Annotated in this window: 15 protein-coding genes; 9 read left to right on the top strand and 6 right to left on the bottom strand. The window is 63.1% G+C overall.

Annotated elements, in window-relative coordinates; genetic code table 11:
- Nucleotides 1-33 precede the first annotated feature (33 nt).
- Nucleotides 34-174, top strand: a complete 141-nt coding sequence (locus DTX69_RS30305) for a hypothetical protein (protein WP_162917433.1) — start codon at nt 34-36, stop codon at nt 172-174.
- Between the two features lie 469 nt (nt 175-643).
- Here DTX69_RS30305 and DTX69_RS21595 read toward each other — a convergent pair whose 3' ends face one another.
- A complete protein-coding gene (locus DTX69_RS21595; RefSeq protein ID WP_119303661.1) occupies nt 644-1,006 on the bottom strand; it encodes a PAS domain-containing protein in 363 nt (120 codons plus the stop codon).
- 26 nt (nt 1,007-1,032) lie between these two features.
- Here DTX69_RS21595 and DTX69_RS21590 point away from each other — a divergent pair, with 26 nt between their 5' ends.
- Nucleotides 1,033-1,728 (top strand): MarR family winged helix-turn-helix transcriptional regulator, encoded by a 696-nt coding sequence (locus DTX69_RS21590; RefSeq protein WP_119303660.1) that lies wholly within the window; start codon nt 1,033-1,035, stop codon nt 1,726-1,728.
- A gap of 193 nt (nt 1,729-1,921) precedes the next feature.
- On the opposite strand, the gene DTX69_RS21585 is transcribed toward DTX69_RS21590, so the two are convergent.
- Together DTX69_RS21585 and DTX69_RS21580 are read right to left on the bottom strand one after the other, a co-directional pair.
- Entirely contained in the window at nt 1,922-3,649 is a 1,728-nt protein-coding gene (locus DTX69_RS21585; RefSeq protein WP_119303659.1) for an MFS transporter, read from the bottom strand.
- Nucleotides 3,650-4,068: 419 nt separating this feature from the next.
- Nucleotides 4,069-4,446 carry a VOC family protein gene (locus DTX69_RS21580; RefSeq protein WP_119303658.1) on the bottom strand — a complete coding sequence of 126 codons (378 nt, stop codon included), beginning with the start codon at nt 4,444-4,446 and terminating at the stop codon, nt 4,069-4,071.
- 436 nt (nt 4,447-4,882) lie between these two features.
- On the opposite strand from DTX69_RS21580, the gene DTX69_RS21575 reads away from it, so the two are divergent.
- The 3 genes from DTX69_RS21575 to DTX69_RS21565 all read left to right on the top strand — a co-directional run bounded on the left by DTX69_RS21575 (nt 4,883) and on the right by DTX69_RS21565 (nt 8,088).
- Nucleotides 4,883-6,178: an ABC transporter substrate-binding protein gene (locus tag DTX69_RS21575; RefSeq protein WP_119303657.1), complete on the top strand. Its 1,296-nt coding sequence runs from the start codon at nt 4,883-4,885 to the stop codon at nt 6,176-6,178.
- Between the two features lie 190 nt (nt 6,179-6,368).
- Complete coding sequence (locus tag DTX69_RS21570) at nt 6,369-7,205, top strand: carbohydrate ABC transporter permease (RefSeq protein ID WP_284735985.1); 837 nt, start codon at nt 6,369-6,371, stop codon at nt 7,203-7,205.
- Nucleotides 7,206-7,209: 4 nt separating this feature from the next.
- Nucleotides 7,210-8,088, top strand: coding sequence for a carbohydrate ABC transporter permease (locus DTX69_RS21565; protein ID WP_119303655.1), 879 nt, complete (start codon nt 7,210-7,212; stop codon nt 8,086-8,088).
- Between the two features lie 273 nt (nt 8,089-8,361).
- On the opposite strand, the gene DTX69_RS21560 is transcribed toward DTX69_RS21565, so the two are convergent.
- Nucleotides 8,362-10,347 carry a BTAD domain-containing putative transcriptional regulator gene (locus tag DTX69_RS21560; protein ID WP_119303654.1) on the bottom strand — a complete coding sequence of 662 codons (1,986 nt, stop codon included), beginning with the start codon at nt 10,345-10,347 and terminating at the stop codon, nt 8,362-8,364.
- 175 nt (nt 10,348-10,522) lie between these two features.
- On the opposite strand from DTX69_RS21560, the gene DTX69_RS21555 reads away from it, so the two are divergent.
- Nucleotides 10,523-10,753 (top strand): hypothetical protein, encoded by a 231-nt coding sequence (locus DTX69_RS21555; RefSeq protein ID WP_119303653.1) that lies wholly within the window; start codon nt 10,523-10,525, stop codon nt 10,751-10,753.
- A gap of 259 nt (nt 10,754-11,012) precedes the next feature.
- Here the strand turns inward: DTX69_RS21555 and DTX69_RS21550 are convergent, their stop codons facing one another.
- Nucleotides 11,013-11,807, bottom strand: a complete 795-nt coding sequence (locus DTX69_RS21550) for a creatininase family protein (RefSeq protein ID WP_119303652.1) — start codon at nt 11,805-11,807, stop codon at nt 11,013-11,015.
- Nucleotides 11,808-12,184: 377 nt separating this feature from the next.
- Between DTX69_RS21550 and DTX69_RS21545 the strand changes: the two genes are divergently transcribed.
- The gene (locus DTX69_RS21545; protein WP_162917431.1) at nt 12,185-14,227 is read left to right on the top strand and encodes a methyl-accepting chemotaxis protein; all 2,043 of its coding nucleotides are present in this window, start codon (nt 12,185-12,187) and stop codon (nt 14,225-14,227) included.
- Between the two features lie 68 nt (nt 14,228-14,295).
- Here DTX69_RS21545 and DTX69_RS21540 read toward each other — a convergent pair whose 3' ends face one another.
- Complete coding sequence (locus DTX69_RS21540) at nt 14,296-15,006, bottom strand: pyridoxamine 5'-phosphate oxidase family protein (protein ID WP_119303650.1); 711 nt, start codon at nt 15,004-15,006, stop codon at nt 14,296-14,298.
- 101 nt (nt 15,007-15,107) lie between these two features.
- Here DTX69_RS21540 and pdxR point away from each other — a divergent pair, with 101 nt between their 5' ends.
- Complete coding sequence (gene pdxR, locus DTX69_RS21535; protein WP_119303649.1) at nt 15,108-16,586, top strand: MocR-like pyridoxine biosynthesis transcription factor PdxR; 1,479 nt, start codon at nt 15,108-15,110, stop codon at nt 16,584-16,586.
- A complete protein-coding gene (locus DTX69_RS21530) occupies nt 16,586-17,311 on the top strand; it encodes a C13 family peptidase (RefSeq protein WP_162917430.1) in 726 nt (241 codons plus the stop codon). The genes pdxR and DTX69_RS21530 overlap by 1 nt, the downstream gene beginning before the upstream one ends.
- The last annotated feature ends 33 nt before the right edge of the window (nt 17,312-17,344 follow it).

Here is a 17,344-nt window from a genome sequence, read left to right as displayed (position 1 = left end):
TGTGCAGCACCACATCAATCATAGGAGAGCGGAATGAGCAAAGGTCGGAAACGCGGCAATCGTGAGCCGAAGAAACCCAAGCAGGCCAAGCCAAAAGCATTTGTCGCCGCGGAAACGACGGTGCTGGCTCAAGGTAAGCTGGGTGCTTTCGGGCCCGGAAAGAAGAGGTGGTAGCTCGCCGAGCAATTGCCTGAGACACACGGCAGGGCGCAGTCTGCACTTATAGTCAGTTTCGATGATCCAATTCCGATAACCCATCCAAGAAGCCGGGAACCATGATCCCGTCCAACCCTTCGGCCAAGATCGAAGAGAACTTCTTGTATTGCCTGCAGGAGAATCGCAGCCGGTTAGCCAGTGAGTTTCGTGCCGGCGGACTGGCCGGGTAGCCGCGCTGAAGCAGACCTGCCGGAGGTCCGTTAAGGATCAGAGACGACAGTTGAATGATCCGCCGCGGACGTCGCTTACAAAGCTAGACCGAAACTAATTGCAGTTCACGTCAGCTAGACCTCGAACTCCCGACCTTTGTAGTCGGCATCAGGAGGTCGCAGAGCGTGCTGTTCCTCGAGGACGTGGACACGAACACATCCATGGCAGTGAGCGGCGGGCGCGCGTGAGGCGGCCGCCGTTTGATCTGCAAGCGGGTCTACAAGCGCGTTAGCGGCGGCGCGCTGTCGTCGTCCGGCGAGAAGACGGCCATGGCGCCGACCACCCGGTTTCGGCTGTCGTGGACCACAAGCAGCCTGACCGCAACCCGAATGACCGTTCCGTCCCGGTGCAGCGCAGGGATGTTGAACGATGAATGATCGATATTGCCATCCGCGGCAGCCATGGCGGCCTGGAAGCCTGCCCAATGGCGCGCACGGTAGTCGGGCGGGACGATGAGGTCGAGCGTCTGGCCGATGGCCTCGGTGGCCCGGTGCCCGAACAGGGACTCGGCGGCCGAATTCCAGATACGGACGACGCCGGACGGGTCTGCGAAAACAAGTGCAGTTGCGGACTCTGTCATACGACGACTCCTACCGAAGATTTCCTATGCTCTCACGCTGCCTGCAGCCGGCGGGGTCCGTCTGGACGGGAAAGATCCGACATGGCAGCCTCTTTGCGATCAGTGGAACAAAACAGCCGATTATTTGTTCCACTCAAACAATGAGTGATCACATGCCCTCACCGAGATTGACCAATCTTGCCGGCGCGTTCGCGCTTGCAGCAACGGACGACATGCTTGCTGCGATCGAAGCAATGAGCGGAATGATCGCTGGCGCACCGGCCGCGCTCGCTACCATCCATGCGTATCCCGGAATGTCGTTGGACACGTTGCGCAAGTTTCTGCGACTGACGCCTTCAGGAGCGGGACGATTGGTTGATCGCCTCGTCGCCGCAGGTCTCACGGAACGTCGCGCGGGCTCTTCGGATCAGCGATTTATCGCGTTGTATCTTACGCGACGAGGGCACAGCATCGCCGAGCTTGTGCTTGCGGCGAGGCGCGGTGCGGTTCGGCGGCCATTGGCAGCGCTCACATCGCAAGAGCAAGCCATGCTCGAGAAGCTGTTGGGCAAGATGCTCTACGCAATGACGCCGGACCGGGAGCGTTGCGATCACATCTGCCGCTTGTGCGAAATCGCCGCCTGTCCACAGGAGATCTGTCCGGTCGAAACCGCGGCCCTCGCAATACAAGCAGGCAGTGCGCAGCGCTCCAAGCCGCGCGCCAAACGGAAGCGCGATATATGACTGCGACGCGCACACGTCCGCTCCGGCTCCGAGCCTGACTGCAGCGGCCTTTCCGACGCAAGGGCCGAGATCGGCACGCACGTCCAACAGGGCGAAGTGATTGGCCATGTGGGACGAACCGGTCGGGCGACCGCCCTGCATCCGCACCGGAGCCTGAATGGCTCGATACGCGCCTCGCCCACGCTGAGGAGCCTCACTGCTCGGTCCGGAGGCGGCTGTTCTGCACCGTCATAATAACCGCCAGTGGGATTGCGACACCGATCATGGCGACGGCTATCAGGAGCCAGCCGAGCTCGCTGTAGTCGGCAGCGACCTCAATGGCACCGGTCACGGGATCGCGCACCTCGCGCGTCACAAGGAAGATCTGGTTGAGGTACTTGGTAAGCAGCGAGCCGGCCGACAGGGCGAGATTGGTGAACGAGGCCATCACCGCAAAGAAGGTCGCCTTGAGATTTGCCGGCGCGTTGCGGGCAATCCAGGCCAGCATCGGGATCATCGCGACCTGGCCGAGCGGCGATTCCAGCGCCGTATCGATGATCGCGATGAAATGCGCATCGACCACACCGCCGGTCCACGCCGCGGTCCAATGATGCACGCCGTAATAGAGACCAATGTTCGGCAGCGAGAGCACGCCCGCGGCGATCGTCAGCAACACGACGATATAGGCGATGGATCGGCGCGCCATGAGCGGCCGCAGAATCACCAGGCCGGCAAGCGTCAGCACGGAGGTGATCAGCGACAGCACCGAGATGAACTGCTGATCGAACCCGAGCACGTCGATCTGGAACCAGGTGGCGCCGGATCCCGGCAGCGGTACCGCCCGGAACACGAAGATGATGATGGCGGTGCCGATCAGCGGGCCGCGCAGGTCGGGCGCAAGCTCCAGCACGAGGCGCCGGATCAGGAAGACAACGATCGCTATCGAGCCGAGAAAGATGATCTCCTGCGCATAGGGTGCCTTGCCGAGTCCGGTGGCCAGGCTGAAGGCGACGAATGCGCCGCTGCCGCCGAGGATCAGCCAGTTGGGTTTGACCTTCCCCGACGGGGCGAAGAGGTCCGCCTCGATCTTTTCTTCCTCGACGCCCTTTGCGCGCAACCGTCTGGCCCGCCAGTGCTGCATCAACGACCCGAGGGTGACGCCTGCGACGGAGACGGCCGGAATGAACAATGCCAGCAGGTAGACATCGGCATAGATGGCCGCCTTTTCCGTCTCCTCCAGAGTCTCGACACCTTCGAACAAGATGACGTTGACCGCTGCAACGGCCACCGTCCCGCTGATGATGGCGAAGCGGCCGAGCGTCTGCATGGTGGTATGCATGGCCTTGATGTCGGCTTCCGCAAACCTCTTTCCGTTCTCGTCGAACTGCGGCACTGCCTCGACCGTCATCGCGTCCGCCACCACGTCCTGAACGACGTAGCCGCTGGGCGCCAGCAGGGCGGCCATGACGTACCAGGCGTCGGCGGACATGATCGCGGTCATCGCTTCGGTATGGGCGATCAAGGCGTACATGATGGTGACGCTGGCTGCGATCAGCCCTGCGCCGAGCCAGACCAGCAGCGCCTTCCAGCGCCAGATAAGGTCGACCAGATGGCCGAGCGGCATCTTGAGCGCCCAGGGGATGCCGGCCCAGAAGGTGAGCCCGGCAAGGAAGGCCGCCGACAGGCCCAGATAGTCCTTGACGAAGAAGGTCCCGACGATCGCCGTCAGGCCGGAGATGCCGGCCGCAAGATAGACCATCAGCGGCGGCAGGTATGACCAGCGGAGCTGCCGGCCCAGATCGACGAAGGTCACGCGGAACCAGCTGCCGGCGCCGGAGGCGGCTGCTGTGAGGGCGGTACCAACGATGGCGCCGGTGCGGCGAATGGTCTGCCTAGCCCGGGGAAGCAGCAGCGCGGCGGCTTTTGGCGCATCCTGGCGCATCTATGCGAAATTCCCCTCTCGCCTTGGATGTTCCCATGGTGCATCAATCGCCATCAACGTGTCGCCGATCTCGGATGGCAGGCGACCGGCTAACCTGTGGCCTTCATCTCTGCGGGCAAGTGCTTCCTCCACTGCAAGACGGGTTCGGGTTAAACTCGGATCGCGCAGTAGATCCACGGGAAGGTCTGATCTACCTCCGACAGCGGACCTACTCAGATGACAGCAGCCCACCGGCGGTTCACCGAGCGAAGGGGTTAGGCCGCATTCTGGTCACGGTGCACGATGTGATGGAAGATGAGTTCCGGCTCGGCCAATGCCGTTGGCACAGACGAAGGCCGAACGTCGACGCCGCCTAGTTCAGAGCGCTCGAACCACGCGAAGGTGAGTCGTGCGCTTGTGGACGTCCCTTGACGGAAGGGTTAGGCCTCGGGTTCGTGACAAACCACTTCGATGTTGTGCCCGTCCGGACCAATGACGAAAGCTGCATAGTAGTTCGCGTGGTAGTGCGGGCGCAGACCAGGCGCACCGTTGTCCTTGCCACCCGCCTCCAGAGCCGCGCGATAGAACGCTTCGACTTGCTGGCGGTTCTCGGCCGTGAACGCCAAGTGAAGATGCGCCGGCTTCTCCTCGGTTTGGAACATGCACAATGAAGACTTATCACCCTTTGGGCTAAGCTCGACACCGTACGTCGGGGAACCCTCCGAGACAACAGCTACACCGAGCGGCTCGAGTGCCTTGAGGAAGAACGCCTTGCTCGCTGCATAGTCGCTGACTCCGAATTTGACGTGGTCAAACATGAGTTCTCCTGAAGTGTGTGGGCCTGCGCGAGGCCTAACGCGTTTTGTAGGCATGGGCAACTGGATGTGCCTAGAACTAGCCGGGCGCAGGGAGCGAAGGTCAAAACCCGGCTGTAGCGAAGCCGCTGCGATGTGTCCGTTCTTCCAGCAGATGGAGACATCCATAGGCGCGCCGGCTACTTCTCATCCGTGCCAGGTCCGGACTCTCGGCACGCATCCGAAGACGTTCGTGCTCGATTGCAGCTATTTCGACAGCTACCAGACTCGCGAAATTTCATGTCGCCCTCGACTGGCTCAGGATGAAGCGAAGGAAGGAGGGCCCGTTGCGTCGACGCTGACTTGACTCACATTTTGGTGTGGGAGCACCATTATCGACCAACAAAACGACAGACGGAGACAAGAACAACAATCATCTCCTGACACAGGGAGGACAACCATGATGCACAATCTCAGTCGGCGGCAGCTGCTCGGCGCTACAGGCGCCGCGGCTGCACTTGGTGCAATCCCGCTTAGGGCGATTGCGCAGGATGTGGCGAACCTCAACTTCGTAGTCTGGAACTATTCACTCGATACCATCCAGGACAACATCAGAAAGTTTGAGGCCGGTCATACGGACGTCAAAGTAACGCTCACGGACTATACCTGGCCAGACTACTTCGACACGATGATGCTGCGGCTTCGCGGCAACACGCCGACCCATGTGATGTATTGCGGCGAGGATTGGCTACCCGGCTGGGCATTGGCGGGCTGGCTCGTGCCGATCGAGGATCACTACCCAGAGCTCACGAGCTACAAAGACAAGATCGCGAACTATGCGGTTCGCGACATGACCTATAAGGGCAAGCTCTACGGCCTGCCCTACTACGCCGACCTCATCACCTTCCAGTACAACCGGAAGATTCTCGACGACAACAAGATCACCGTGCCAACGACCTGGGAGGAGGTGCTGGAGGCCAGCCTGAAGCTGAAGAAGACCGGGATGGAGAAGCCGTTCGTCTACGAATATAACCAGACGCTGCCCAACTTCTATCAAGCCTTCGTCTCGCAGGTCTATGGCCGCGGCGGCCAAATGTTTGATGCGGATCTGAATCCGCTGTTCAGCGATCCTGGCTCAGAGGCCTTCAAGCATTTGCAGTGGTTGCAGGATGCCGTGAAGAAGCACGACATCATCGCCTTCGAGAATCACGAGTCGCGCATCATTCCGGCGATGAATACCGGCAAGCATGCCTTCAGCGTGCTGTTCAACTATGTGCTGGCGGCCATGAACGAGAAGGCGACGCAGCCGCTGGCCGGCCAGTTCTCCATGGCGCTGATGCCCGGCAAAGCACAGGCGTGCCTCGGCTTCTGCAAGTTCTATGCGATGACGAGCCAAGCAGCGGAGGACGACAAGCTCCGCGACTCTAGTTGGCAGTTCATCGAGTTCATGGGCGGCGGCGATTTTCAGATCGCGAAGCGCTGGGCTGAGGAGAAGGGTCTGGGTTTCGCCCAGCTGCCGCTGTTCGATGATCCCGGCGTGCAGAAAGCCTGGTCGAGCTGGATCGACGTTGACACCTTCAAGAAACAGGCGACGCTCGCCATCAACGGCACGCAGACGGAGTGGCTCGGCATGTGGAGCGGCTTCTTCCGGCCGCTGCTGGCGAAGACAATGGTTGGCGAGGCAAGCGTGGCGGAGACCATGGATGCGGGCGCCAAGCGCTGGCTCGAACTGCGCAAGCTGGTGCGCGGGAACTGACTCGCGGATGGCGGTCCAGAACGCGTTCCCTTCAGCAGGGAGACGGCAGGACGAGGGGCAGCGCTCGATATCCTCGAATACCACCGTAGCATCCCTCGACAAAAATCGGGACGAAGGCGGAGGAATGCGGCGATGATGCACGATGACCACGCGCACCTATGACCGCTATCCGATGGCGTGGTTGCTGCCGGTGCTGGTACCGGTTCTGCTGTTCACGCTCTATCCCGTGGCGCAGGTATTGTATACCAGCCTGCATCAAGTGATCGTCATCATGCCGGTGGAGCCGTTTGTCGGGCTCGAGAACTACCGGCAGGTCGTGCTGAGCCCCGGCTTCCGAGAGGCGCTGGTCAATAGTGTGGTCTTTGCCCTTGTCACGGCGCCGCTCACGATCATCATCGGCTTCGGCGTGGCGCGCCTCCTGCTCATGCGTTTCTTTGGTCGTGGACTCCTGCGGGCGGTGGTCATCCTGCCTTGGGTGCTACCCGGCGCCATTTCAGCCGTGGTGTGGATGTGGATTCTCCATCCATCCTGGGGGATTCTGAATCTTGGCCTTTATCATCTGGGCATCATCGATCGCTACATTCCCTGGCTGACCGATCCGCAGCTCGCCCGGCTCAGTGTCGTCCTCGCCTTCGTCTGGACGCAGTTTCCCTTCGCCAGCATTCTGCTGATGGCGGCGCTCGGAGGTATCGACCGCGGCCTCTACGAAGCCGCGCTTGTGGACGGCGCTAACGCCTGGCAGCGGTTCCGCTTCATCACCTTTCCAAGCATCAAGCCGGTGGTCGTCGTGCTTGCCATCTATCAGTCGCTGGTGGCGCTGACGAGCTACGACCTTGTCTATGCGCTGACCGCCGGCGGACCAGGCACGGCAACCACGCTGCTCTCCTTTCAGATCTGGAAAGAGAGCTTTTCGATGATGAACTTCGGTACCGGCTCGGCGGTCGGTTTCATCCTTGTCATCCTGTCGCTTGCCTTTATGGCTGCCATCATCAAGGCCCTGCCGGCGGCGATCATCCGGAGCGGGTGAACCGATGCGGCGCCTCCTTGTCCATCTCGCCGCGCTGCTGCTGTTCCTGCTGTGCGCCGGGCCGATCGGCCTGAGCTTGTTCGCCAGCGTTGTGCCGGACCAGGCCATCTTCAGCTTTCCACCCAACTGGTTCGGCTACAGCGCCACCTCCGACAACTATCGCTACATCTTCACGGGCAGGATACCGGCAACCTATCTGACCGCCGGCGCCAACCGGAACATGATCTCCGATGCAGCGCGGCAGGTGCCCGCCGGCATGTTGAACAGCATGCTCGTGGCACTTGGCGTGATGGCGGTGAACATCATCCTCGGTGCGCCCGCAGCCTACGCCTTCGCGCGCCTCCGCTTCCGCGGTCAGACCGCAACTTTCCTCGCTATCGTGATGTCGCGGTTGGTGCCGGCGGTGGCGCTGATCACGCCATTCTACCTGCTGATCCAGGCGATGCAGCTGCTCGGCACGAAGGCCGCGCTGATCATCGTGCATTCGGTCCTCACCCTGCCGTTCACGGTGCTGATCCTGACGATATTCTTCCGTCGCATTCCCCGCGACATCGAGGACGCAGCGCTGCTCGACGGTTGCAGCCGGACGCAGGTGTTTCTCAGGATCGTGCTGCCACTGTCGCGCACGAGCATCTTCGCGACCGGCATCTTCGCGTTCATACTCTCTTATGCGGAGTTCCTGTTCGCCCTGGTGCTGTCCGGCGATGCGGCAAACCGGCCGCTCTCGGTGGTGATGGCGGCGCTTGCCCGCAACACGGACGTGTCGTGGGGGCTGCTGAACGCCAGCGTCTGCCTTGCCGTTATTCCGACGGTGGCGCTTATTGGCATCGTCTGGCGCTTCGTCGTCGAGGCGCTATTGGAGCGCGGGGCTGAGTTCAGTTAGAGGGACGTTTCCCGGCGCAAACCGGGTTCCGGTCCCGGGCCACTCGCTTAATGTGTGGATCCTGATCGCCGACGGCCCTGTCTCTATTACGCGATGTCCGCTGACTGCCCCTAGGCAGTCGCTCCAGGAGCGAGGGTATATCGAACGGCCTCGTGCCAGAATCAGACGTCACAAGCCCCGATCCGGCATGTCCTCTTGGCAGAGAGTTATCAAAGGCTTGGCGTACCGATCGGTGTTGGAACCGCACGCCAATTCAGACCGCCTGGCGCTTTTTCACACCGGCAACCCCGCATTCCGGAACCCTTCAAAGAGTTTTTCCAGGCGAGCGGGATCGGCAATCGGCATTAAACGGAGAAGATATGATCGCCATTTCTCCACGTCGTCGTCGGGATACTTAGCCATTTTCTGGCGTTTGAGCGTCATGAATCGCTGCATGGCATCACGCGCTGTGTCAGCCTGGCCGAGGTTCCAGAGCGATGCTGCCCGAAAAGCCAGAGCTTCATCAAATGTCCCGGCAACGCGCGCGAAACCGCTGGCCGCGTCAGCAAAATTGCCTTCGAAATATGCACCAACTGCGATCGCGTAAAGACAGGGCTCCGGCACTAGCGGGCTGAGTTTGAGAGATTCTAGGGAGTAGCGCTGACCATCCGCGACATGACCGTTGCAGGCCAAGGCAAATCCCAGGAGGCACATACTGAATTGATCATTTGGATTTTGCCCCAATGCCATATCAGCGTGGGCCTTAGCGATATCAAAATTTTTATTGCAGTAGAATTGCGCTTCTGCAAGGGCCCGGTGGGCATTGCTGTTCGTATGATCGATGGCGACCGCCTGCTCGGCCGCGGCCACCGCCTCCTGCCGCGCGAGCTCAAGATCTGTACTCCAATCACTCTGGTGTTCGTAAGAGTATCCAAGCGACAATTCGGCATAGGCGGATGCGAATCGGGGTTCGCGGGCGATGGCCTCGCGAAGCAGGGCCCGCGCCGCAAGAATGCCTTCCCTGCTGCTCTCCCGCTGCAGGAACCTGGCTTTCAGGAACAGATCGTAAGCTTCATAACCGATGGCCGGCTTTTGCAGGGTCTTTTCCATCTCGAAGGCTTCGACACGGGCGGCCAGCACGGCGACCACCCGGCGGACGATGTCATCCTGAAGCGCGAAGAGATCGCTGAAATCGCGGTCAAATCGTTCGGACCAGAGCGTCACTCCATCAGCAGCATGAACGAGGCTCGCGGTGATGCGGACGCGCTGGTCCGCCCGGCGGACGCTGCCGCGAACCAGATACTCGGTATCGAGCCGGCGCGCCCTGCCCTCGGCAACCTGGGCATGTTGCCTCACCGACGCTTGGGCGATGACCGCAAGGTCGGCGAAATGGGAAAGCTCAGTACTCAGATCTTCTGTAAGCCCAGCGGCAAAGTGAAGGTCCTCCGGATTGCCACCGGACTGTTCGAACGGCAGGACGGCAATCGAGGCCTTTGGCCTGCGATTCGGGACGGCAGATACCGACGCTTCGGCAGATTGCGTTAGCATTGTACGCTGCGCGGACACATCCTGCACAATTTGTCGGGTCAATGCGTCTGGTTCCACTCCCAATTCGCGATCAAGCCTTTCCCGGAAGTCCTGATAGTGCCTGAGCGCGAGACTGCGATTGTTCATGGCGATATGCGCTCGGATCACCGACTGGTGTGCCAGTTCGCAAAGTGGATCGATGGACAACAGACGTCCGGCAACGTCCAGGCTTCGCCGGTGATCACCTTCGCGCTCAAGAATCCGAAGCAGCCTCGCCGTCGCCTCGCACCACAGATTGTCTAGTACGCGGCGGTTGTCTTCGAGCCAATCGGCGAAAGCGGCGTTCTCGGGCGCTAGACCTTCAAGGAATTGGCCGCGCCGCAGGGCGAATGCTTGCTCCAGACTCTGTCGGTCGTCCGCGCGGCGGACCCGTTGAAACTCAGCAACATCAGACACGACAGCCGATTCATAGAATGAGATAGCGCCATCGGTGGCGGTATCGAGGACATGGCTCGCATGACCGAAATCCTGACGCAGGTCGACGAGCAGCTGACGCAAGCTCGCCCGGGCCTGGGCCGTCTGCCGGTCCGACCAGAGCAGCGCGCAAAGATGATCGCGGCCGACCGGCTTGCCGTCCTCCAGGGCAAGACAACCCAGCAGCCCCGTACCCTTGCGCGAACGGATTGTGACCGGATCGCCTGCCACAGTCTGAAACTTGGGTGGGCCAAGAAGATGGAACCGGTAACCCGTCATGACATCTCGTCTAAGGCCGGCCTACCTAGTCTGACAAGGCGAATTGACGTCAGACTAGCACAATTGACGCTACATTGACGGAAAACTGACGCCCTGATTGGCACTCGGTTGACGGCGCATCGACAGATTGGCCTTCACGGAACAACACGCCGAGGTTCCGCGCAGGAGAAAGACGATGCGCTTCGATTTGCTCGACGAATATTCTACTCTCGTGCCGTTTGGACTTGGCGTTTCGCGGAACCGGGCCTTTCAAGATCCCGCCATCCCGACCAAGGCGGCCAAGCGCGGCACCATCGCCAATTTCGCCAGCCACCTGGAGTTGCTGCGCAGACTCCTCGGGGCACTCCGCCAGATGGTATTGTCAGGTTATCGGAACTTGGTCGCAAAATACTCGTGCCTCTTTTAAGCATCACGCCGCGGCAGTCGCTGACGCGCCTGTCGGTCGGCCTTCCGCTCAGGGTCCAGCTGCGGCCGAGTGAAATCTGTCAGCAGTAGGACGCCTATCACTTCGATAGCCGACGTGGCGGCAGACTGGTTTCCTTTGGTGCAATCGACAAAGCCGTTGCCTTGCCAGACATCCAGAAAGCTCAATACACCTAGCGACCTGGGGCCCTACTTCGCGCGTGACTCCACAAATTGGGCAAGTGGCGCGGTTGCGGTCCCTCCTACTTCATCGGCCAGGTGGCGAACTCGGCGAGGAAGGCGCGCAACTCCTCGACGCAGATGCGCAGGATCGCCTCGCCCTTCTCAGGCGACGCGAGCGTAGGATCGCCGAAAGTTCCCGTCGGCGACAGATCCTTGAAGTCGTGGTAGCTGCGCACCTGCGAGCTGCTGAAGAGGTCTGTCGACTGGCGTGATGAGGGCGGCGTCGGATAGCAGGTTACGGCCGCCGGCATATCGACGAGATCGGGATGAAGCGCCAGCTGCACAGAGGTCTCGAACTCGCAGGCATGGCCCATGCCGCCCGTCGCGGATTCGCGAAACTCGGCTTGCCGCGGCGCTGCCAAGTGGAAGTACGTGACGGCAACGACGCGCGCCTTTCCATGCCAGGCATGGCCGAGGCGCGCCGCGACGAGATCGAGCGAGCTGACATTGCCCCCATGACCGTTGAGGATCACCACCCGGCGCACGCCCTGCTTCAACACCGACTCGACGATGTCCTGGACAACTGTCAGGAAGGTTTCCGAGCTGAGGGTGACTGTTCCCGGAAAGCTCATATGGTGCGGCGAGAAGCCGTACCATAGCGCCGGCAACACCAGCAGCGATCGCTCGCCCAACTCGAACCCCTCAACGGCGCGCAGAGCGACGGCCTGGGTACTGTCGGCATCGCAGCCGACCGGGAGATGACGGCCGTGCTGTTCGACCGAGCCAACCGGCAGAATGACAATCGGATCGCGTCCAACCGCCGCTGCCAGGGCTGGCGAGGTGTTCTCCTCCCATCGGATGCGCGGTTTACCCATCAGGGCCGCCAACAAAGAGGGCAATGTCGAAGTCGATTAACGCCGGCCGATTCGACAGTCAAGCGAGGCGCCTGGGCGGACGTCCATGCCGATCTCGGCCCCACAGCCGCGGCCTTTGACCCGACGTCGGCATTCGGCCGCGCTCCTGCACGTCCCGCGCGTTCAACAGGGCGAAGTGACTAGCCATGTGGGACGAACCGGTCGGGCGACCGCCCGTACCGGAGCCAGAACTGGCTCAATACGCGGCACGGGACTAGCGCAAAACGTGCGCCGGTTACATTCCGTTAAGATATCCCGTTAATAATCGCGCCTTATGTAGTTCGGCCTAGCCGCGGGATCGTCGCCGGCTGGGCGCGCCGGATTCGATGGGGGACTCTGTGGCGAAGCTCGCTTTGAAGTCGACGTTCGGTCATGCGTTCCTGAAGAACCTGGCCATCGCGCGGAAATTCCTGGTGGTGTTCGCGGTTCTGATGGTGAGCCTCGCCGCCGTCGCCATGATCAGCATGACTGGCATGCGCACGATCTCCGGCACCTTCGACAGCGCGGCCAATGCCTACGCGGCATCGAAGCTGGCGGCGCAGATCGAAACCAACGTCTCGCGCGTGATCGCGGCGCAGAACCAGTACCTGCGCATGAGCGGTGACGCGCAGGCACAGGCGGTGACGGTCGGCATCGACAAGATGCGCAAGAACGTCACCGAGCTGGCGGCGCTCACGCAAGGCACGGCGGTCGCGGACAAGGTTGCCAAGCTCGCCGGAATCGTGGACGAGTATGGGAAAGTCTTCGAGGGCATGCGCCAGGCGCGCGAGGCCCACAAGGCAGCCGCGGACGACGCCGCCAAGCAGTCGGAATCGCTGTCGGCGTCCTTTGCGGCGCTGGCCGAGGGCGCGGCCCAGGGCGGCACCTTGAGCCTGATCAGAAAGACGGTCGCGGCCTATGGCACCTTCTCGAAGCTGAACGGCGAGGTCGCCCGCTACGCCGGCACGATGTCGGCAGGCGACGGCTCGGCGGCCGGCAATGACCTGGGAACGCTCAAGGCGCAGATTGACGAGCTCAAGACCTATGCGATCCTGGGCAACGTCGGCCCGCAATATCAGACCGTCGTTGCCGAGATCGATGCCTTCAAGAAGGCCTTCCAGGCCATTGCCGCCGCGACAGGGGCGCTCAACGAGGGCCGCCGCAACCTGGCCAGGATGGACGGCAACATCACCGTCGAATCGGTCGCGCTGAGCGACACTTTCTCCAAGAGTTTCGACGCAGCCAAGGACGAGCTGCAGGCGGCGATCGACGGCGCCATGAACATGCTGATGGCGCTGGGTCTCGTGGTCGCCGCGGTGGCGGGATCTCTCATCTGGCTGATCAGCCGCTCGGTCGCCGGTCCGGCCGTTGTCCTGACCGAGGCGATGGCGCGTCTTGCGAAGCGCGATTGGTCGGCTGCTGTCGACAACCTCGACCGCAAGGACGAGATCGGCCGCATGGCCGGTGCGCTGCAGGTGTTCAAGGAGAGCGGGCAGGCCGCCGATCACATGCAGGCGGAGATGGAAGCGGAGCGTGCCCGCGTCGCGGACGAACAGCGCGCTGAGATGATGGCCTTCGCCGACCGGTTCGAGAAGGCGATCGGCGCCGTGGTGCAGCGCGTCGGCAATTCCGCGCGCGAGATGGCGGCCTTGTCGGAGCAGCTGGCCGACGGTGTCGAGCGCACCAAGCAGCGCTCGGCCTCTGCCGCCGAGGCCTCGCAGGGTGCCGCGACCAACGTGCAGACGGTCGCCGCAGCGGTCGAGGAGCTGACGACCACGGTGCAGGAGATCTCGCGCCAGGTGGTGGAATCGCACAACGCCACCAGCGAGGCGGTCACGGTCGCCGGCCAGGCCGATACCGAAGTGAGCCTGTTGTCGGATGCCGCCGCGCGCATCGGCGACGTCACCAAGCTGATCAATGACATCGCCGAGCAGACCAACCTGCTGGCGCTCAACGCCACGATCGAGGCGGCGCGCGCCGGCGATGCCGGCAAGGGCTTCGCGGTGGTGGCCGCGGAGGTGAAGAACCTCGCCCAGCAGACCTCGCGCGCGACCGAGCAGATCACCAGCCAGATCGCCGCCATCCAGTCCTCGACCCAGACCACGGTCGGCGCCATCCGCGGCGTCGGGGCCACCATCCGCAAGGTCAACGAGATCGCGCAGGCGGTCGCCGCCGCGATCGAGCAGCAGGACGCCGCGACCCAGGAGATCGCGCGCAACACCCAGCAGGCCTTCGGCGGAACCCAGCGCGTGGCCGGCGACATCGCCGAGGTCACCAACGTCGCCGCCGACAGCGGCACCGCCGCCGAGCGCACCCGCGAAAGCGCCGGCGACCTCGCCCGCGAAGCCGAAGAACTCAGCACCGAACTCGCCGCATTCCTGGAAAAGGTGCGGGCGGCTTAGAGCAACCTTATCCCCAAAGAAACACCCCTTCCCCCGCGAGGGGGCGTTTTGATTGGCGTCGCTCTTTTCTACTCGGCCGCCTTCGCGAGTCGCCCTGTGCTCTCCGACAGCAGTGAGTCGAATCGTGCGCCATCGCTGAAGCGATTGAGGTGCTCCGGCATTGCGACACCTGGCTTGAGGCGCGGATCGGTCTCGATCGCGCCGACCACCTGCCGGATCGGAATGACGCCGGCCCAGATGTCGAGCGCGTAGTCTTCTTCGTCGTCCTTCGGTTCGCCCACGCGCACTTTCGCGGACGCCTCCTCGATCTCCATCGCGAGCAGCGTCGTGCCCTTGAGCTCCTGCTGATTCACCGGCCTGAGAGCCGCGACGCGACCGGGATAGATGCGCTCGATGAAGTAGTCGAGCTCGGCCTCTTTCTCTTTCGCATCTTCGATGATGCGCGCGCGGCCGAAGGCCATCACGGCGCGGTAATTGATCGAGTGATGAAAGCCTGAGCGCGCCACCACGAGTCCATCGAGCAGACTGACGGTGACGCACACTTGAACCCCGTCCTTCTGCGTGCGCAGCATGCGGCTCGCCGACGAGCCGTGCCAATAGAGCGTGCGACCGCGCCGCCAATAGGCGGTCGGCGTCACATAAGGCTGGCCGTCGATCACGTAGCCGATATGCGCGACGAGCCCCGCATCGAGAATCGCGAACACGCTTTCCTCGTCATAGCGGCCGCGCTCGTGCAGGCGTTTCACCTTGGAACGATGGGTGGGCGTGAAGGCGGTCATGATGGCGTCCTTTCGAGGGCAGTCGAGCGCAATTTTGGTTCCATCGGAAGCTCCAGAATCGTAAGGTAAAGGATACCAGAATTACGCAGGAATTTTTACGCATGGCCCGTAAGGCGGGGACCGGTTCCTTGCTCCCGCTGGAGCTGGATGGTGACAGTGCGTCACCCCTGTTCCAGCGCCTTTATCGCCAGCTTCGCCAGGCGGTGCTGGAGGGTCGGCTCAAGCCCGGCGCCCGACTGCCCGCGACCCGCGTGCTGGCGGACGAGCTCGGCCTCTCGCGCAACACCGTGCTCGCCGCCTACGACCAGCTGGCGAGCGAGGGCTTCCTGGAACTGCGCCACCGCTCTGGAGTCTTCGTGGCGGAGGACTTGCCGATCGCGCGCCAGGATCCGCAGCCCGCTCCGCCGCAGCCTGAGCTCGGCATCCGCGCGCGCGATGCGGCGAGCGCAGGCCCGGTCGGCGCCGATCGCCGCGGCGGCCCGCGTTGGCCCAGCTGTTTCGCGACCGGCGTGCCCGATGTCAGCCAGTTCCCGTTCGATCTGTGGACGCGCTTGCTCGCGCGCAGCTGGCGCCGGCCCGCAGCGTCGCTGCCGATCGGCGGCGATCCCGGCGGCCATCCCGCGTTGCGCGCGGCGATCGCATCCTATATCGGCGAAGCGCGCGGCATCGCTTGCCACCCCGATCACGTGCTGGTGGTGAGCGGCATCCGCCAGGCGGTGGATCTGGCCTGCCGGCTGCTGCTCGATCCCGGCGACCAGGTGTGGATGGAGAATCCCGGCTATCCCGGCATCCGCGCCGTGCTCGCCGCCAATGCCTGCGAAGTGGTCGGCGTGCCGATCGACGAAGAGGGCCTCGATGTCGCGATGGGCCGCAAGGTCGCAGGGCATGCGCGCCTGGTCTGCGTGGCGCCCTCGCACCAGTTCCCGCTTGGCGTCGCGCTCTCGCTGCAGCGGCGCCTCATGCTGCTCGACTGGGCGCGCGAAGCCGGCGCCTGGATCCTGGAAGACGATTACGACAGCGAGTACCGCTATGCGGGACGGCCGCTGGCGGCGCTCAAGAGCCTCGATAAGGACAACCGCGTGATCTATGTCGGCACGCTCTCGAAGCTGTTGTTCCCGAGCCTGCGCCTCGGCTACCTGGTCGCGCCGCCGCAGCTCGCCGATGCGTTCCGGAATCTGCGCACGCGGCTCGACGACCAGCCCTCGATGGTGGCGCAGCCCGCGCTGGCCGAGCTGTTCCGCTCCGGCCACCTCGCGGCTCACGTGCGGCGCATGCGCCAGGTCTATGCGGCGCGCCAGCGCGCGTTCCTCGATGCGGCGGACACGCACCTCAAGGGCCTCGTCGCCTTCCGCGCGGAGGAGAGCGGGCTGCATCTGGTCGGGCGGATCGGCCGGCGCCTCGGGGGCCGCAACGACAAGGCGCTGGCCCGGACCGCCGCGCGCGAGGGGATCCAACTCGCGGCCGTCTCGGACTATGATCTGTTCGGCGACGGGCCGCAGGGCCTGATGTTCGGCTATGCCGCAGCGCCCGAGCACCTGGTCGCGCCGGCCTTGCGGCGGCTCAAGGAGATATGGACGTAATGACTATTTTGCGTGGCATGATGATCGGCGTGGCGCTCGTCGTCGCGGCATTGCTGCCGGCAGGGAGCGCCCAGAGCGCGAAGCTGCAGAGCTGGCGCGTGGTGCTGCTGGCGGGGGATGATTCGGCCGCGGTGTTCGACAATGCGGTCGACCGGCTGACGGAGCTTCTGCAAGTGCGGCCGGGTGTCGAGCTCTATCGGCTCACGTCGGACCGCCGGCTGCAGACGACGACGCGCGCGTTGGCGAGCGCCCGCAACCTCGACGGCGCGCTCAAGGGTTCGGCGGCGCAGGGCTGCTTCGTGTTCATGACCTCGCACGGCACGGAGAAGGGGCTCTATCTGCGCGAGGACTACGATTCCGACCGCCTGCTCTCACCCAGCAAGCTCGACCGCATCCTCGATGCGCAATGCGGCGAGCGCCCGACGGTGGCGGTGGTCTCCGCCTGCCATTCCGGCGTGTTCATCGGCCGCGCCAGCAAGGGCGACAATCGCATCTGGCTCACCGCCGCGCGCGACGACCGCGTCTCCTTCGGCTGCGGCGCGGAATTCGAACTCACCTATTTCGACGAATGCCTGATCGACGCCTGGCCCAAGTCGCAGACCTGGCGCCAATTGTTCGACCGCACCAGCACCTGCGTGCGGCTCAAGGAATCGGAGCTGTCGGAGAAATCCTCGATGCCGCAGGCGTTCTTCGGCGACGGGGTGCGGGATCTGGAGCTGCCGTAAAACATCGTGTGGCGGCGGCAATCCCCAGAGAGA

The organism is Dongia deserti, assembly GCF_003574735.1.
GTDB classification, from domain to species: domain Bacteria; phylum Pseudomonadota; class Alphaproteobacteria; order Dongiales; family Dongiaceae; genus Dongia_A; species Dongia_A deserti.
This window is presented reverse-complemented; position numbering and strand designations above follow the sequence as displayed.

Excerpts from the sequence above, each read along its gene's own strand:
- DTX69_RS21590 (WP_119303660.1), top strand. The coding sequence starts at position 1,033 with ATGCTCTCACGCTGCCTGCAGCCGGCGGGGTCCGTCTGGACGGGAAAG.
- DTX69_RS21575 (WP_119303657.1), top strand. The coding sequence starts at position 4,883 with ATGATGCACAATCTCAGTCGGCGGCAGCTGCTCGGCGCTACAGGCGCC.
- DTX69_RS21585 (WP_119303659.1), bottom strand. The coding sequence starts at position 3,649 with ATGCGCCAGGATGCGCCAAAAGCCGCCGCGCTGCTGCTTCCCCGGGCT.
- DTX69_RS21550 (WP_119303652.1), bottom strand. The coding sequence starts at position 11,807 with ATGGGTAAACCGCGCATCCGATGGGAGGAGAACACCTCGCCAGCCCTG.
- DTX69_RS21580 (WP_119303658.1), bottom strand. The coding sequence starts at position 4,446 with ATGTTTGACCACGTCAAATTCGGAGTCAGCGACTATGCAGCGAGCAAG.
- DTX69_RS21530 (WP_162917430.1), top strand. The coding sequence starts at position 16,586 with ATGACTATTTTGCGTGGCATGATGATCGGCGTGGCGCTCGTCGTCGCG.
- DTX69_RS21540 (WP_119303650.1), bottom strand. The coding sequence starts at position 15,006 with ATGACCGCCTTCACGCCCACCCATCGTTCCAAGGTGAAACGCCTGCAC.
- DTX69_RS21555 (WP_119303653.1), top strand. The coding sequence starts at position 10,523 with ATGCGCTTCGATTTGCTCGACGAATATTCTACTCTCGTGCCGTTTGGA.
- DTX69_RS21595 (WP_119303661.1), bottom strand. The coding sequence starts at position 1,006 with ATGACAGAGTCCGCAACTGCACTTGTTTTCGCAGACCCGTCCGGCGTC.
- pdxR (WP_119303649.1), top strand. The coding sequence starts at position 15,108 with ATGGCCCGTAAGGCGGGGACCGGTTCCTTGCTCCCGCTGGAGCTGGAT.
- DTX69_RS21560 (WP_119303654.1), bottom strand. The coding sequence starts at position 10,347 with ATGACGGGTTACCGGTTCCATCTTCTTGGCCCACCCAAGTTTCAGACT.
- DTX69_RS30305 (WP_162917433.1), top strand. The coding sequence starts at position 34 with ATGAGCAAAGGTCGGAAACGCGGCAATCGTGAGCCGAAGAAACCCAAG.
- DTX69_RS21565 (WP_119303655.1), top strand. The coding sequence starts at position 7,210 with ATGCGGCGCCTCCTTGTCCATCTCGCCGCGCTGCTGCTGTTCCTGCTG.